Below are 14,746 nucleotides of genomic sequence, written 5' to 3' on the forward strand. Positions count from 1 at the left end.
TTGAACGAGTAAAACAGCCGTTCCTGCCCACTCGATAACTGTCCCATCATGCTGCGTGCTTCCCTGCTGGCCAATGCAGAGATTTTGCCGCAGGCCAGACAGGGGAGCTACTTTTTCAACAGAATCGGCCGATTTCTGCCTGTCGCCACAGTCAACTTTAGGTCGCCCTCTACCGGTCAAAAATTAGGAGCGTGAGCAAGCGCAATTCAGGTGAATGTTGAATGCAAACAGCTAGATAGAACTAGGTAATTAGCCACCAGTCTCAGCCAGCGTGAGATGAGCTAGGCTTCCGGCAACATTTCTCAAGGATGACCGTCATGCTAGATAGCTCAGACTGCAAGATCGCGACGGCTGACGCTCTGACATTGCTACTCCACAATCAACACGCCCTAGGTGCAGCAATAGAAGAAATAACCAAGTGGCTTTTAGAAAATGGGGTTGGCAGTGTTGCCGCTAATGCGATATCGGCCATGGAAACGCTGGACACAAATGCTCAAGCCATCACAGATTCCATAATGAGGATACGCCAGTCTTAGGATCACTCAGTGCAGTCTAAGGCTGCCCTCTGATCTGAATCGGTCCCTGATTTTATAGGCACATTTGACCGATAGTGGAACGAGTAGCGACGGCCTAGCACGACCGTCACAATGAATGGTCAGACTTCCGTCTGCTCCGCCATTTCCAAGGCATCATCGACCTCGACTCCCAGGTACCTAACAGTGCTTTCAAGCTTCGTATGACCTAGTAAGAGTTGGACGGACCTCAGGTTCTTTGCCCTGCGATAGATCAAAGAAGCCTTGGTTCTCCGAAGCGTGTGAGTACCGTACATGGTTGGATCAAGGCCAATGGCTGCCACCCAATCTTTGACTATTCGAGCGTATTGTCTGGTGGAAAGATGGTCTGAGGCGTGCAACCAGCTCGGGCACAAGAAATCCTCGCCGCGAAGGCACTTTTGAGCAGGAAATCAGCGCAGGGGCAATCGTGCCGTTCCCCGCCTATGACCCTGCCCTGCGTACCCGTTATGCCTTCAGCCACCTGAAAGAGCGCTCACTGCCACCCGCGGTAGAGATTTAGAGCCAGTCTCTTACGGGCTCTGCTTGGAGATATGTGGCGGATACGTGGAGGTTCATACCCGAAGAGGAAAACGTTCCTCCCTATTAACGATGCAATCGTGCACGCCTCGCACCCGATGCTCTTGAACACCCCGCGTTGGAGCACTCTACGTTAATTCCCCTCCCTCTCGACCAGCGGATAATCGAAATCCTCAGTGGGGCAAAAAGTGGGGCAAAAATCAGCTCCGCGCAAAAACAATAAATCATAAAAAATCCAGTCACCGCTAAGTGACTGGATTTCTTTAAGAATAAATGGTCGGGACGGAGTGATTCGAACACTCGACCCCTAGCACCCCATGCTAGTGCGCTACCGGACTGCGCTACGCCCCGACTAGGCGTGAAACCCATCCCTCATCTCGAGGAACGCTCAAGAATATATCGCAAGCTTTTGAAAACTGGAAGTATTTAAAAGCGAGAATTTATTTCTTGAGTACCACCAGAACATCTTCGAGCTCGGCGATCATCTGGCGGATCATTTGCTTGTATTGGGTGGTGTCGTCTTTGGCTTCATCACCGGACAAACGCAGGCGCGCTCCGCCGATGGTGAACCCCTGATCGTAAAGGAGCGCGCGGATCTGCCGGATCATCAGCACGTCCTGGCGCTGATAATACCGGCGGTTTCCGCGGCGTTTGACAGGGTTGAGTTGAGGAAACTCCTGCTCCCAGTAGCGCAGCACGTGTGGTTTTACCGCACACAGCTCGCTGACTTCACCAATGGTGAAGTAGCGTTTGCCCGGGATGACGGGGAGCTCGTCGTTATGACTTGGTTCCAGCATAAGCCTCAACTCGGGCCTTCAACTTCTGCCCTGGACGAAAGGTGACCACACGGCGAGCCGTGATCGGGATTTCTTCCCCCGTTTTCGGATTGCGGCCAGGCCGCTGGCGTTTGTCCCGAAGGTCGAAATTGCCGAAACCGGACAATTTGACTTGTTCGTTGTCTTCGAGAGCGTGCCTGATTTCTTCAAAAAACAGTTCGACCAATTCCTTGGCCTCCCGTTTGTTCAGGCCCAGCTCTTCATACAGACGTTCCGCCATCTCAGCTTTCGTCAGAGCCCCCATACGTCACTTCCTTAACGTGGCGTTCAACCTTTGTTCGAGCGAGGTGAGGATGTTTTGCGTTGCGGTATTCACCTCATCGTCATTAAGAGTGCGCGATGGATGCTGCCAGGTCAAGCCGACTGCGAGGCTTTTTCTATCAGGATCAATGCCTTTACCCTGATACACGTCAAATAGCCTGAGGTCTGTCAGCCATTCGCCTGCATTTTCACGGATTACGTCCAGTACAGCCGTGGCTGCAACGTCTTTGTGCGCAATCAGTGCAAGGTCACGACGCACTTCAGGAAAGCGCGATAACTCGTGGAATTTTGGCATTTTGCCCGACGCCACTTCCGCCAGAACCAACTCGAAGACGAAGACCGGACAGTCGAGACCGAGGGTTTTCGACAATTCAGGGTGGATAGCTCCAATGAAGCCGACCAGACGACCGTCACGTTCGATGCGCGCGGTTTGACCCGGGTGCAGCGCTGGGTGCTTGCCTGGCACGAAAGTGAACGAATCCAGGGCACCGGCAAAACCCAGCACCGCTTCCACGTCTGCCTTGACGTCAAAGAAGTCGACGGTATCGCGACCCTGCGCCCAGCCTTCCGGCAGGCGACTACCGCAAACGACACCCGCCAACATTGGCTCTTGCTTCAGACCTTCAAGCTGGCCAACGAAACGCAGGCCGCTTTCGAACAGACGCACGCGATCCTGCTGACGGTTCAGGTTGTGCTGAAGCGCCTTGACCAGACCCGGCCACAGCGACGAACGCATGGCAGCCATGTCATTGGAGATCGGATTGGCCAGCAGCAACGGCTCCACACCCGGATTAAACAGTTCGAACTGTTTCGGATCGATGAAGCTATAGGTAATTGCTTCCTGATATCCACGGGCAACCAGCAGGCGCCGCAGTTCAGGCAGGTCGCTACGGGCTTCTGCCTTGGCTTGCGGCGCCAGACGCGCTTGCGGATAACGAACCGGCAAACGGTTGTAGCCATACAGGCGTGCCAGTTCTTCGATCAGGTCCACTTCCAGGCTGATATCGAAGCGATGGCTTGGAACTTCTACGCGCCACTGCCCTGCCCCATCGGCAGTAATGGTCAGGCCCAAGGCGTTGAGCAGACGCTCCACCTCGGCCGAATCCATTTCCATACCCAGCATCTGGGTAATACGCTGGGCACGCAGGGTGATCGGAGCAATTTTCGGCAGGTGCTGTTCGCTGACGGTCTCGATGATCGGACCCGCTTCACCACCGGTGATTTCCAGCAGCAAACCAGTCGCGCGCTCCATGGCTTCGCGGGCCAGCTGCCAGTCCACGCCACGCTCATAGCGATGGGATGCATCGGTGTGCAGGCCATAGGAACGGGCCTTGCCTGCTACGGCGATCTGATCGAAGAAGGCGCTTTCCAGGAACACATCACGTGTGGTCGCGGAAACACCGCTGTGCTCGCCCCCCATGACGCCGGCAATTGCCAGCGCGCGGGAGTGGTCGGCAATCACCAGCGTATCGCTACGCAGGCTGACTTCCTGGCCGTCGAGCAGCACCAGCTTCTCGCCCTCTTCAGCCATGCGCACACGGATGCCACCGTTGATTTCGGCGAGATCGAAGGCGTGCAGCGGCTGACCCAGTTCCAGCATCACATAGTTGGTGATGTCGACGGCAGCGTCGATGCTGCGCACGTCGGCACGACGCAGACGCTCGACCATCCACAGAGGCGTTGCTTTGGACAGGTCGACGTTACGGATCACACGCCCCAGGTAACGCGGGCACGCGGCGGGCGCCAGCACTTCTACCGAGCGCACTTCGTCGTGGGCGGCAGGAACCGAAGCCACCACCGGACGGACCACCGCAGCGGCGTACAGGGCACCCACTTCACGGGCCAGACCGGCCAGGGACAGGCAGTCACCACGGTTCGGGGTCAGATCGACCTCGATGCTGGCGTCTTCCAGGTCCAGGTAAACGCGGAAATCCTCGCCCACCGGCGCATCGGCCGGCAGCTCCATCAGGCCATCATTACCTTCACCAACCTGCAGCTCGGTTTGCGAGCACAGCATGCCGTTGGACTCGACGCCACGCAGCTTGGCTTTCTTGATCTTGAAGTCGCCTGGCAGCTCGGCGCCGATCATGGCGAAAGGAATCTTCAGGCCCGGGCGCACGTTTGGCGCACCGCAAACAACCTGGAAGGTTTCCGAACCGTTGCTGACCTGGCACACGCGCAGTTTGTCGGCGTCTGGGTGCTGCTCGGTGCTCAGCACCTCGCCAACGACCACGCCACTGAAAACACCGGCGGCCGGCGTAACGCTATCGACCTCAAGACCGGCCATCGACAGACGAGCAACCAGCTCGTCGCGACTTACCTGCGGGCTAACCCAGCCACGCAGCCATTGTTCACTGAATTTCATCCTGCTCTCCTAAGAATTCGTTACGACTAGCGAAATTGCGCGAGGAACCGCAAGTCGTTGTCGAAGAACAGACGCAAGTCGTTCACGCCGTAACGCAGCATGGCCAGACGCTCTACGCCCATGCCGAAGGCAAAGCCCGAGAACTCTTCCGGGTCGATCCCGGACATGCGCAGCACGTTCGGGTGAACCATGCCGCAACCCATCACTTCCAGCCAGCCGGTCTGCTTGCAGACGCGGCAGCCTTTACCGCTGCACATCACGCATTCCATGTCGACTTCAGCGGACGGCTCGGTAAACGGGAAGTACGAAGGACGGAAACGCACCGCCAGTTCCTTTTCGAAGAACACCCGCAGGAACTCTTCGATGGTGCCTTTGAGGTCGGCGAAATTGATGTCGCGATCGATCAGCAGGCCTTCGACCTGGTGGAACATCGGCGAGTGGGTGATATCGGAGTCGCTGCGGTATACACGGCCTGGGCAGACGATGCGGATCGGCGGCTGTTTCGACTCCATGGTGCGGACCTGTACCGGCGAGGTATGGGTGCGCAACAACATGTTCGCATTGAAATAGAAGGTGTCATGCATCGACCGGGCCGGGTGGTGGCCGGGGATGTTGAGCGCTTCGAAGTTGTGATAGTCGTCTTCGACCTCAGGGCCTTCGGCGATGCCGTAGCCAATACGGGTGAAGAACTGTTCGACGCGTTCCAGAGTACGGGTAACCGGATGCAGACCACCGGAGGTCTGACCACGGCCAGGCAGGGTCACGTCAATGGACTCGGCGGAGAGTTTGGCAGCCAGATCGGCTTCTTCAAACAATGCCTTGCGCGCATTAAGGACCTCTGTGACACGCTCCTTGGCAACGTTGATCAGCGCACCGACCTGCGGACGCTCTTCTGCCGGCAAATTCCCCAGGGTCTTCATCACCTGAGTCAATTCACCCTTCTTGCCAAGGTAGTGAACCCGGATTTGCTCCAGGGCATTGATATCTTCAGCGCTTTGCACAGCCTCTAGAGCTTGAGAGACGAGCGCATCCAGGTTTTCCATGTACAGACTCCAGATACAAAATAGGGGAAGAGCTTGAAGGCTCTTCCCCTATTTATGACGTTTAACACCTGACCCCACAGATGCGAGGCCGGGTGACTGTCGGGGGTACTTAAGCCAAGGTGGCTTTAGCTTTCTCGACAATCGCAGCAAACGCCGCTTTTTCGTTCACTGCCAGATCAGCCAGAACCTTACGGTCGATCTCGATGGACGCTTTTTTCAGGCCGGCGATGAAACGGCTGTAGGACAGACCGTTGATACGAGCACCAGCGTTGATACGAGCGATCCACAGAGCGCGGAACTGACGTTTTTTCTGACGACGGTCACGGTAGGCGTATTGGCCTGCCTTGATTACCGCTTGCTTGGCAACACGGAATACGCGGGAGCGTGCGCCGTAGTAGCCTTTAGCAAGTTTCAGAATTTTTTTGTGACGCTTACGGGCAATGACGCCACGCTTTACACGAGCCATGAGTTACTTCCTCTATTCTTGACTAAAATTAACGAAGGCGCAGCATGCGCTCGACTTTTGCCACGTCAGACGGATGCAGCAAGCTGCTACCGCGCAGTTGACGCTTACGCTTGGTCGACATTTTGGTCAGGATGTGGCTCTTGAAAGCGTGCTTGTGCTTGATACCGTTAGCAGTTTTCAGAAACCGCTTAGCAGCACCACTTTTGGTCTTCATTTTTGGCATGTTCGGATACTCCGCATTCAGTTGATAAACATAATCAGAAGGCCTGCCGTGCCCTGTTGATTACTTCTTCTTTTTCGGGGCGATGACCATGATCAGCTGGCGTCCTTCCATCTTAGGATGCTGTTCGACCGAACCGTACTCGAGCAAGTCACCTTCAACTCGCTTGAGGAGTTCCATCCCCAGCTCCTGGTGGGCCATCTCACGGCCGCGGAATCGCAAGGATACCTTGGCCCTGTCCCCGTCACTCAGGAAACGTACCAGGTTGCGCAGTTTTACCTGGTAATCCCCTTCCTCCGTCCCTGGACGAAACTTGATTTCTTTAACCTGAATCTGCTTCTGGTTTTTCTTGGCCGCAGCAATCTGCTTCTTCTTTTCGAAGATCGATTTGCCGTAGTCCATCAGTTTGCAAACAGGTGGTACTGCATCGGCGGAAATCTCCACCAGATCCAGCTTGGCCTCTTCAGCCTTAAGAAGCGCGTCTTCAATTGACACAATCCCGAGCTGTTCACCTTCAGCCCCAATTAACCGAACCTCGCGTGCCGAGATATTCTCGTTGATCGGGGCTTTCGGTGCAGTTCGTTTATCTTGTCTCATTTCACGCTTAATAATAATTACTCCGAATCTTGGCGACCACGCCGGGAAACCGCTTGCGCGAGGAACTCAGCGAACTGGGCGACGGGCATCGAGCCCAGGTCAGCACCTTCACGAGTACGCACAGCGACAGTCTGCATCTCGACTTCCCGATCTCCGATAACCAAGAGATAAGGAACCTTGAGCAAAGTATGCTCGCGGATTTTAAAGCCGATTTTTTCATTTCTCAAGTCAGACTTGGCACGAAATCCGCTTTCGTTGAGGGTTTTTTCAACCTCGGCGGCGAAATCAGCCTGTTTGTCAGTGATATTCATCACCACTGCCTGGGTCGGAGCAAGCCACGCCGGGAATGCACCCTCGTAGTGCTCGATCAGGATTCCGACGAAACGCTCGAAGGACCCCAGGATCGCCCGGTGCAACATCACCGGGTGCTTGCGACTGTTGTCTTCGGAGACGAATTCGGCTCCCAGACGGACCGGCAGGTTAAAATCGAGCTGCAGGGTACCACACTGCCAGACGCGACCGAGACAATCTTTCAACGAGAATTCGATCTTCGGACCGTAGAACGCACCCTCGCCCGGCTGCAGATCGTACGGCAGGCCCGCGCTATCAAGGGCTGCGGCCAGCGCAGCTTCGGCGCGATCCCAAAGCTCGTCGGAACCGACGCGTTTTTCCGGACGAGTGGACAGCTTCATCTCGACGTCTTTGAAGCCGAAATCGGCGTAAACGTCCATGGTCAGCTTGATGAACGCAGCGGATTCGGCCTGCATCTGCTCTTCGGTGCAGAAGATGTGGGCGTCGTCCTGAGTAAACGCACGCACGCGCATGATGCCGTGCAAGGCACCCGATGGCTCGTTACGGTGGCACGCACCAAACTCTGCCAGGCGCATTGGCAGTTCGCGGTAGCTTTTCAGGCCCTGGTTGAACACTTGCACGTGGCAAGGGCAGTTCATTGGCTTGATCGCGTAATCGCGGTTTTCCGACTGGGTGGTGAACATGTTGTCGGCGTAGTTGGCCCAGTGCCCGGATTTCTCCCACAGGCTGCGGTCAACGACTTGCGGCGTCTTGATTTCCAGGTAGCCATTGTCACGCTGAACCTTGCGCATGTACTGCTCGAGCACCTGGTACAAAGTCCAGCCGTTCGGATGCCAGAACACCATGCCCGGCGACTCTTCCTGGGTGTGGAACAGGCCCAGGCGCTTGCCGATCTTGCGGTGGTCGCGCTTTTCGGCTTCTTCAATGCGCTGGATGTAAGCCGCCAGTTGCTTCTTGTCCGCCCATGCGGTGCCGTAGACGCGCTGCAATTGCTCGTTCTTGGCATCGCCGCGCCAGTAGGCACCGGACAGCTTGGTCAGCTTGAAGGATTTCAGGAAGCGGGTGTTCGGCACGTGCGGACCGCGGCACATGTCGACGTATTCTTCGTGATAGTACAGGCCCATGGCCTGCTCGTTCGGCATGTCTTCGACCAGGCGCAACTTGTAGTCTTCGCCACGGGCCTTGAACACTTCGATCACTTCGGCGCGCGGAGTGACTTTCTTGATCACGTCGTAATCTTTCTCGATCAGCTGCTGCATGCGCTGTTCGATGGCCGCCAGGTCGTCCGGAGTGAAAGGACGCTCGAAGGCGATGTCGTAATAGAAACCTTCATCGATGACCGGACCGATGACCATTTTGGCGGTCGGGTACAACTGCTTGACCGCGTGGCCAACCAGGTGGGCGCAAGAGTGGCGAATGATCTCCAGCCCCTCTTCATCCTTTGGCGTGATGATTTGCAGCGACGCGTCGCTGTCGATGATGTCGCTGGCGTCGACCAGCTTGCCATCGACCTTGCCGGCAACGGTGGCCTTGGCCAGGCCTGCACCGATGGATGCGGCGACCTCGGCTACGGAAACCGGATGATCGAATGAACGTTGACTGCCGTCGGGAAGAGTAATAGTTGGCATGGCGCCTCCTCTCCTAGTGGTGACCCCTACCAAAGGTCACGTGGGTTGGGATGAGCCAGTACAAGATCCGGTCCAGGCCATTCAATGACGAACGCCTGCCTTACAGCGGCAGGAGCCTTGCGGCCAACCGGAAAACCGAACCAGAGTGACTGGGATTCAAATCAGGGTTAATCGTGCATCTGCCGCCACCGGGACTGAAGGTCCGTCGGAGCCTGCAAACGCCCGAGCCACGCATGCTAGCACAGATGAACGGTTGCCACGGTGCGCAGGTTTTGCAGCAGGGTAAATTGGCTGTTTTTATGCCAGAGTGCTGAACTTGAAGCGCACTATCGCCCTCAGATAACAAGATATCTGACCCACAAGGAGTATCTCAGCATGCGTCTGAATCGTTTATTCGCCGTAGTCGCCCCCGTCATTCTCCTCCTGCCACTGGCCGCCCATGCAGAATGGCCAAAAGGCGAACGAGAGAAATACATGGCTCAGTGCGTTCCTGCCGCTGCCGAGAAGATTGGTACGCCGGCAGCAAAATCCCACTGCGCCTGCGGTGCCGATGCCATCAAATCGTACCCTGCCGCCGACATTCAGGCCCTGATGAACAACACGGCCAGCGACACATTGAAGCAGCAGGCACTGAGCAAAATTGCAGCCTGCAAGGCCACCAAAACAGAGCAAAAATAAGCCCGCCCCCATGCTTTCAGCCCCTGAAACACTGTTAAAAAGCCGCTGAAACAGGACCTTTCGTACAATTTATTCAGGTTTTTCAGCTTTTTTTATCGCCTTAACTTTCGGCCGAAAGCCTTATAGAACGGGGCTTTCAGCCGCTAAAGGATACAAAGAAAAAACGTCTGATTGGCAAACAGTGCGTCCGGGGGGCTCCCAAACCGAACATTTCGACTATGATACTCGGGTGTGCCCAGTTGGCCTGAGCAGCACAGTACTACTGAAAATATATGTTTCTTGGAGATACACCATGTCTAATCGCCAAACCGGCACCGTTAAATGGTTCAACGATGAAAAAGGCTTCGGCTTCATCACTCCTCAAGGTGGCGGTGACGACCTGTTCGTACACTTCAAAGCTATCGAAAGCGACGGTTTCAAAAGCCTGAAAGAAGGCCAGACTGTTTCCTTCGTGGCTGAGAAAGGCCAAAAGGGTATGCAAGCTGCTCAAGTCCGCCCAGAGTAATTTCCAGGCGCACTAAAAAAACCCCGTCCATGTGACGGGGTTTTTTATGGGTGAAACAAAAGTCGAACGATCAGCCGCAGTTGACGCGGGTCACTACCCGGCTGGCATCGGTGTTCAGGTTCAGGCGATCGGAACGGTACTCCAGCGTCACCATATCGGTTGGCAGCAGGAACCGTGCACTTTGCGCCCCGGCGCGGGTACGCGCCTGCTCGAGCAGCTGCGGCGATGCCTGTTTGCCGATGGTGAACTCGGCAGCCTTTGCCTCACAGCGACTGTGACCCGTGTCAGTCGTCGCAACATCCGTTGTTGCCGACTCCGTAGAGGGAGTGCTGCAACCGGCCAGCGTGGCAACGGCCAACAAAGTACCCAATGACGCGAGCTTCCAAGGCATGAAGCCTCCTTATTCAATGATTAAGCTGAGATCGTGCGACAACCAGACTGGCGTTTGGTTTCACAGGGAGCACTGGCACCCTGCCCATGATCCGGACGAGCCGCGATTCTGCCTGAGCGTCGCCCTGCCCTTAATCACTGAATCGTGACTGAATATGAACGACGCTCAATAGACGTCGATGTAGTCGTAAGGAGGATTGGGCCAGTTCTCTTTCAAGGCATTGAAGATTTGCATGACCCAGACTTCATCGCTGGCCGCGACCCGCCCGACATAACCGGAGCCCTTGGCCCAGGTTTCGAGCCGGAACAACAACCCGTCGATATCGGTACCGCCCACGACACCCGAGGAGATGTAGGCAATGCCTCCCTTGGTGACCCGCAACTGGGTGTGCTCATCGTCACTGGCGCCGGCCAGCAAATGACGCACCGCCTCGAGGGTCAGGCCATCCGGGGAGTTCAAATCGATCTGCACAGCGCGTTCCTTGAATATTCGTCAGAGACCAAGTGTCGCACAGCCCTCCTTTCATGCCTAAGTCGACGTGTCAAAAGCCCCGCAAAATGGTTAACTCGGTACTCAGACTTCCCCGACTTCACGAGTGCCATCATGACCACCGTAAGCATCGACGCTGACATCAAGGCCAAGTGGCAAGACGGCCACAGCTCCTACAGCCCAAGCAGCACGGAAGAGCTCGCCATTATCGGTATCGACCTTCTGGTCAGGGACCTTGGAACCGAAGCCGCCCAATCGTTCATCGAGCAGATTTTCGAGAAACATCTATCGGACCAAAAGACCGAAGCGGTGAGTACGAGGGAGTAAAACCCGCAGGCAAGCACCTGCGGGAGATGATGCTTACTTCAGGCGGGCCAGGCGCTCGGCCAGCAGATCGAAGAAGCCCTGGGCGTCGCCGCTTTCTACCCAGAAGGCGTTCTTTGGCGCTTTCAAGCCGTCATACCAGTCGACGATGGTTTGTCCAAAGGTCGGCCCTTCGCGGCTGTCGACCACCACGTTGACCGAACGACCGCTGAACAATTGCGGCTTGAGCAGATAAGCGACAACCGTGGCGTCATGCACCGGGCCGCCCGGAAGGCCGTAGTGTTCCATGTCGCCCTTGATGTACTCATTGAGAATACTGCCCACCAGACGACTGGCGTTGTTGTTCAGCGCGGCAATCTGGTTCAGGCGCGCTTCGCTGGTAAGGATCTTGTGGGTCACATCCAGCGGCAGGTAGGTCAGCTTCACGCCACTGTTGAGCACCACCTCGGCCGCTTGCGGATCGGCGAACAGGTTGAACTCGGCCACCGGCGTGATATTGCCGCCATTGAAGTGCGCGCCGCCCATGACCACCACTTCCTTGATCCCCTGAACGATACCCGGCTCCCGGATCAACGCCAGGGCCAGGTTGGTCTGCGGGCCAAGCATGGCGATGGTAATGCTGTGGGGCTCGGCAGATTTCAAGGTATCGATCAGATAGGTGATGGCGCTGCCCTTGGCCAGCCCCTTCCTGGGCTCATGCACGTCAATGCCCGACAACCCTTCCTTGCCATGAATGTCCTCGGCGTAGATGGGTGTGCGCATCAGGGGCCTGGGCGCGCCCGCATAGACCGGCACCTCTTCGCGCCCCGCCCACTCCCGGGCCAGCCGCGCATTGCGTGAGGTCTTGTCCAGGCGAACGTTGCCGGCAACGGTGGTCAATGCCCGGACATTCAGTTCGTCCGGCGATGCCAGGGCGAACAACAGGGCAACGACGTCGTCAGCCCCCGGATCGGTGTCGATGATCAGGTCGATCTTTGGTGCCGCCTGGGCGTTGGTTGCGGTCATCAGGGTCAAAAGCAGCAGGCTCCGGAGCAGTGGGTTCAGTTTCCGAGCATAGCGATACGGGGCGCACGCCTTGTGCCAGGGACATCAAAACGCGGACAGCCAGTCAAAACGTAACCCCGGCGACCAGCACAATGTTGCAGTACGGCTGGCATTCGCCTGTACGAACAATCGCCCTGGCTTGTCGGCTCAGGACCTTGAATTGTTCATGGGTGAGCAACTCACGCCGACCCAACGCGCCTTCGCCATCCAGCGCTTCCAGCGTGACCAGGGCCGACGGCTTTTTATCGAAGATTTCCTGAGCCAGCACATGGCTTTCGACCTGCATTTCACTGAGCACGACCTTCAAGGTGCTGACAAAGTCCGGAATGCCATGGGTCAGGGCCAGGTCGATCAATTCAACGCCCGGAGGAACCGGCAGCCCCGCATCCCCGATGACGACCCTGTCGCCATGTCCCAATGAAGCGATCAGTCGCGACAGCGCAATGTTGAGCAGGGGTGTCTTTTTCATGGGGTTTTAAACGCCTGTACATCGCTCAAGGCGGGAATTGAAGGCTGCGCGCCGGCACGGGTGACCGACAGCGCCGCGGCCACCTGTCCGAAGCGGATCGCCTGCGCCTCATCGTTACCCGCCGCCAGTGCCGCAGCGAAACCGCCGACGAACGTATCGCCGGCCGCCGTGGTATCGACAGCCTTTACCACGGGCGCGGGGAAATGTTCGAAGCGTTGGCCATCGGCAAACAGCGAACCTTGCGCACCGAGAGTGATGATCACCTTGCCGGCGCCCAGGGCAATCAGGCGGGTTGCCGCGGCTTGTGCGGTGTCCAGGGAGTCCACTGACAGACCACTCAGGGCCGACGCTTCGCTTTCGTTGGGAATCAGGTAATCGATGGACGCGTACCAGTCCGATGGCAGCGGACGGCTGGCCGGAGCCGGGTTGAGGATGACTGTCTTGCCCAGCTCGCGGCCGCGCTTGAGCGCATGGCCAACAGAAGCATCGGGCACTTCCAGCTGACAGATGAGCACGTCCGCCGCACGTATCACCGAATCAAAACGGTCAATGGTTTCTGCGGTCAATGCACCGTTGGCACCGGGGACGATCACGATGGAGTTCTGACTGCTGTCGTCGACCACAATCAACGCCACGCCGCTGGAACCGTCAACGGTGCTCACCGCCCGGCAATCGATCCGCTCGGCCAACAGCGCCCCGCGCAGTGCCTCACCATAAGCGTCATTGCCCACGCAGCCAATCATCGACACCTGGGCTCCCAGCCGCGCCGCAGCCACGGCCTGATTGGCGCCCTTGCCACCGGAGACGGTGGTAAACGATTGACCAATCAGCGTTTCACCGCCCTTGGGCAAGCGCGGGGCCCGGGTCACCAGGTCCATGTTCAAACTGCCAATTACCACTACTTTTGCTGACATACATTGCTACTCATCGATTCTGTTTCGGCGGCGCTTTTGATTCAGCGGCTTTCTGTTTTCAACGGCTCTCTGCTTTCAACGGCTTTTTGTTTCAACGGAACTGGGCAAACACGCCGGCCAGCGGCGCCGTCGATTCACGCATGACGATACTCGGCGTTACGATCCGCTGATCGGTCGCCAGACCCGGCGTGGCGATTCGGCGCAAAAGCACTTCGGCAGCCATTTCGCCGAGCTGCAGGATCGATTGCCCGACCGTGGTCAGCGACGGGTAGACATACCGACTCATCTGGATATCGTCGAAGCCGATCACCGACAACTCGCTCGGTACGCGAATATTGCGCTCGGCGGCGGCCCTCAGCACACCGATGCCGATCATGTCGTTGGCAGCAAAAACGGCGGTAGGCGGATTGCTTTCCAGCAGAATCGCGGCAGCGCTGTAACCGCCGGTGCTGGTGAAATCGCTTTCCAGCATGCGCCCGGGAGAGACTTCGACGCCCGCCTCCTTCAAGGCCCTGCGATAACCCGCCAGACGCATCTGCGCCACACTGGTGCTTTGCGGCCCGCTGATCGTGGCGATATCCCGGTGCCCCAACTCCAACAGGTGCCGGGTCGCCAGATACGCGCCGTATTCATGGTCGATGCGCACCAGGTCCGCATCGACACCGTCCAGTCCGCGGTCGACGATCACCATTGGCGTGCGGACGCCTTTCAGGCCTTGTGCCAGGCCACTGTCGCCGCCGGCCGAGGCGACGATCAGGCCGTCGATGCGTTTTTCCAGCAGCACACGCAGGTAGCTGCGCTGCTTGTCCGGATTGTCGTCGGAGTTGCACAGGATGACGCAGTAGCCGTTTCGCTCGCAGTAATCCTCGATACCCCGGGCCAGTTCGGCGAAATACGGGTTGAGACTGTTGGGCACCAACAGGCCGATGGTCGCCGTGGTCTTGGCCTTGAGCGAACGGGCCACGGCGCTGGGGACGTAGTCGAGGGTCTGGATCGCCGCCTCGACCTTGATCCGCACCTCTTCACTGACCGGCCGGGTCTTGTTCACCACATGGGAAACCGTGGTGTAGGAAATGCCTGCAAGGGCTGCCACATCTTTGATAGTCGCCATGA

General features: G+C 57.3%; 18 protein-coding genes, 1 tRNA gene and 1 pseudogene. 4 read left to right on the top strand and 16 right to left on the bottom strand.

Annotated features, from left to right (window positions below):
• Positions 1-317: 317 nt before the first annotated feature.
• A complete protein-coding gene (locus KW840_RS28560) occupies positions 318-536 on the top strand; it encodes a hypothetical protein (RefSeq protein WP_223510931.1) in 219 nt (72 codons plus the stop codon).
• A 119-nt stretch (positions 537-655) separates the two neighbouring features.
• Here KW840_RS28560 and KW840_RS17345 read toward each other — a convergent pair.
• From KW840_RS17345 to thrS, 10 genes and pseudogenes are all read right to left on the bottom strand, one after another.
• Positions 656-955 (bottom strand): annotated as a pseudogene (locus tag KW840_RS17345) (tyrosine-type recombinase/integrase); the annotation flags it as partial.
• 410 nt (positions 956-1,365) lie between these two features.
• Positions 1,366-1,442 (bottom strand) — tRNA-Pro (locus KW840_RS17350).
• 89 nt (positions 1,443-1,531) lie between these two features.
• A complete protein-coding gene (locus tag KW840_RS17355; protein WP_003179985.1) occupies positions 1,532-1,888 on the bottom strand; it encodes a MerR family transcriptional regulator in 357 nt (118 codons plus the stop codon).
• A complete protein-coding gene (ihfA, locus tag KW840_RS17360) occupies positions 1,869-2,171 on the bottom strand; it encodes an integration host factor subunit alpha (RefSeq protein WP_002553164.1) in 303 nt (100 codons plus the stop codon). Before ihfA ends, KW840_RS17355 begins: the two co-directional genes overlap by 20 nt.
• 3 nt (positions 2,172-2,174) lie before the next feature.
• Positions 2,175-4,553: a phenylalanine--tRNA ligase subunit beta gene (gene pheT / locus KW840_RS17365; RefSeq protein ID WP_218496529.1), complete on the bottom strand. Its 2,379-nt coding sequence runs from the start codon at positions 4,551-4,553 to the stop codon at positions 2,175-2,177.
• Between the two features lie 26 nt (positions 4,554-4,579).
• Complete coding sequence (gene pheS / locus KW840_RS17370) at positions 4,580-5,596, bottom strand: phenylalanine--tRNA ligase subunit alpha (RefSeq protein WP_007975711.1); 1,017 nt, start codon at positions 5,594-5,596, stop codon at positions 4,580-4,582.
• A 109-nt stretch (positions 5,597-5,705) separates the two neighbouring features.
• A complete protein-coding gene (rplT, locus tag KW840_RS17375) occupies positions 5,706-6,062 on the bottom strand; it encodes a 50S ribosomal protein L20 (RefSeq protein ID WP_007905879.1) in 357 nt (118 codons plus the stop codon).
• Between the two features lie 28 nt (positions 6,063-6,090).
• Complete coding sequence (gene rpmI / locus KW840_RS17380) at positions 6,091-6,285, bottom strand: 50S ribosomal protein L35 (protein WP_002553160.1); 195 nt, start codon at positions 6,283-6,285, stop codon at positions 6,091-6,093.
• A gap of 60 nt (positions 6,286-6,345) precedes the next feature.
• Positions 6,346-6,897 carry a translation initiation factor IF-3 gene (infC, locus tag KW840_RS17385; protein ID WP_172435703.1) on the bottom strand — a complete coding sequence of 184 codons (552 nt, stop codon included), beginning with the start codon at positions 6,895-6,897 and terminating at the stop codon, positions 6,346-6,348.
• Complete coding sequence (thrS, locus tag KW840_RS17390) at positions 6,897-8,819, bottom strand: threonine--tRNA ligase (protein ID WP_090454263.1); 1,923 nt, start codon at positions 8,817-8,819, stop codon at positions 6,897-6,899. Before thrS ends, infC begins: the two co-directional genes overlap by 1 nt.
• Positions 8,820-9,194: 375 nt before the next feature.
• Here thrS and KW840_RS17395 point away from each other — a divergent pair, with 375 nt between their 5' ends.
• Both KW840_RS17395 and KW840_RS17400 read left to right on the top strand, forming a co-directional pair.
• Complete coding sequence (locus tag KW840_RS17395; RefSeq protein WP_218496530.1) at positions 9,195-9,497, top strand: hypothetical protein; 303 nt, start codon at positions 9,195-9,197, stop codon at positions 9,495-9,497.
• Between the two features lie 292 nt (positions 9,498-9,789).
• Entirely contained in the window at positions 9,790-10,002 is a 213-nt protein-coding gene (locus KW840_RS17400; RefSeq protein ID WP_003179963.1) for a cold-shock protein, read from the top strand.
• A 70-nt stretch (positions 10,003-10,072) separates the two neighbouring features.
• Here KW840_RS17400 and KW840_RS17405 read toward each other — a convergent pair whose 3' ends face one another.
• Together KW840_RS17405 and KW840_RS17410 are read right to left on the bottom strand one after the other, a co-directional pair.
• Positions 10,073-10,393 carry an I78 family peptidase inhibitor gene (locus tag KW840_RS17405; protein ID WP_008047240.1) on the bottom strand — a complete coding sequence of 107 codons (321 nt, stop codon included), beginning with the start codon at positions 10,391-10,393 and terminating at the stop codon, positions 10,073-10,075.
• A gap of 165 nt (positions 10,394-10,558) precedes the next feature.
• Positions 10,559-10,864, bottom strand: coding sequence for a hypothetical protein (locus tag KW840_RS17410; RefSeq protein WP_102668728.1), 306 nt, complete (start codon positions 10,862-10,864; stop codon positions 10,559-10,561).
• Positions 10,865-10,996: 132 nt separating this feature from the next.
• Here KW840_RS17410 and KW840_RS17415 point away from each other — a divergent pair, with 132 nt between their 5' ends.
• Positions 10,997-11,209 carry a hypothetical protein gene (locus tag KW840_RS17415; RefSeq protein WP_218496531.1) on the top strand — a complete coding sequence of 71 codons (213 nt, stop codon included), beginning with the start codon at positions 10,997-10,999 and terminating at the stop codon, positions 11,207-11,209.
• 33 nt (positions 11,210-11,242) lie between these two features.
• On the opposite strand, the gene KW840_RS17420 is transcribed toward KW840_RS17415, so the two are convergent.
• The 4 genes from KW840_RS17420 to KW840_RS17435 form a co-directional block, all read right to left on the bottom strand.
• The gene (locus KW840_RS17420; protein WP_218496862.1) at positions 11,243-12,211 is read right to left on the bottom strand and encodes a nucleoside hydrolase; all 969 of its coding nucleotides are present in this window, start codon (positions 12,209-12,211) and stop codon (positions 11,243-11,245) included.
• 103 nt (positions 12,212-12,314) lie between these two features.
• Positions 12,315-12,719, bottom strand: coding sequence for a D-ribose pyranase (gene rbsD / locus KW840_RS17425; RefSeq protein WP_057715542.1), 405 nt, complete (start codon positions 12,717-12,719; stop codon positions 12,315-12,317).
• Positions 12,716-13,633 carry a ribokinase gene (gene rbsK / locus KW840_RS17430; protein WP_218496532.1) on the bottom strand — a complete coding sequence of 306 codons (918 nt, stop codon included), beginning with the start codon at positions 13,631-13,633 and terminating at the stop codon, positions 12,716-12,718. The genes rbsD and rbsK overlap by 4 nt, the downstream gene beginning before the upstream one ends.
• A 91-nt stretch (positions 13,634-13,724) precedes the next feature.
• Complete coding sequence (locus tag KW840_RS17435) at positions 13,725-14,744, bottom strand: LacI family DNA-binding transcriptional regulator (RefSeq protein WP_218496533.1); 1,020 nt, start codon at positions 14,742-14,744, stop codon at positions 13,725-13,727.
• Positions 14,745-14,746 lie beyond the last annotated feature (2 nt).

This window comes from Pseudomonas sp. PDM30, assembly GCF_019218985.1.
GTDB classification, from domain to species: Bacteria; Pseudomonadota; Gammaproteobacteria; order Pseudomonadales; family Pseudomonadaceae; genus Aquipseudomonas; species Aquipseudomonas jessenii.

Bases quoted from the DNA above. Each gene is read 5' to 3' on its own strand.
- rpmI (WP_002553160.1), bottom strand. From the start codon at position 6,285: ATGCCAAAAATGAAGACCAAAAGTGGTGCTGCTAAGCGGTTTCTGAAA.
- rbsD (WP_057715542.1), bottom strand. From the start codon at position 12,719: ATGAAAAAGACACCCCTGCTCAACATTGCGCTGTCGCGACTGATCGCT.
- pheS (WP_007975711.1), bottom strand. From the start codon at position 5,596: ATGGAAAACCTGGATGCGCTCGTCTCTCAAGCTCTAGAGGCTGTGCAA.
- KW840_RS17420 (WP_218496862.1), bottom strand. From the start codon at position 12,211: ATGACCGCAACCAACGCCCAGGCGGCACCAAAGATCGACCTGATCATC.
- KW840_RS17405 (WP_008047240.1), bottom strand. From the start codon at position 10,393: ATGCCTTGGAAGCTCGCGTCATTGGGTACTTTGTTGGCCGTTGCCACG.
- ihfA (WP_002553164.1), bottom strand. From the start codon at position 2,171: ATGGGGGCTCTGACGAAAGCTGAGATGGCGGAACGTCTGTATGAAGAG.
- KW840_RS17415 (WP_218496531.1), top strand. From the start codon at position 10,997: ATGACCACCGTAAGCATCGACGCTGACATCAAGGCCAAGTGGCAAGAC.
- thrS (WP_090454263.1), bottom strand. From the start codon at position 8,819: ATGCCAACTATTACTCTTCCCGACGGCAGTCAACGTTCATTCGATCAT.
- rplT (WP_007905879.1), bottom strand. From the start codon at position 6,062: ATGGCTCGTGTAAAGCGTGGCGTCATTGCCCGTAAGCGTCACAAAAAA.
- KW840_RS17435 (WP_218496533.1), bottom strand. From the start codon at position 14,744: ATGGCGACTATCAAAGATGTGGCAGCCCTTGCAGGCATTTCCTACACC.
- pheT (WP_218496529.1), bottom strand. From the start codon at position 4,553: ATGAAATTCAGTGAACAATGGCTGCGTGGCTGGGTTAGCCCGCAGGTA.
- rbsK (WP_218496532.1), bottom strand. From the start codon at position 13,633: ATGTCAGCAAAAGTAGTGGTAATTGGCAGTTTGAACATGGACCTGGTG.
- KW840_RS28560 (WP_223510931.1), top strand. From the start codon at position 318: ATGCTAGATAGCTCAGACTGCAAGATCGCGACGGCTGACGCTCTGACA.
- KW840_RS17355 (WP_003179985.1), bottom strand. From the start codon at position 1,888: ATGCTGGAACCAAGTCATAACGACGAGCTCCCCGTCATCCCGGGCAAA.
- KW840_RS17400 (WP_003179963.1), top strand. From the start codon at position 9,790: ATGTCTAATCGCCAAACCGGCACCGTTAAATGGTTCAACGATGAAAAA.
- KW840_RS17395 (WP_218496530.1), top strand. From the start codon at position 9,195: ATGCGTCTGAATCGTTTATTCGCCGTAGTCGCCCCCGTCATTCTCCTC.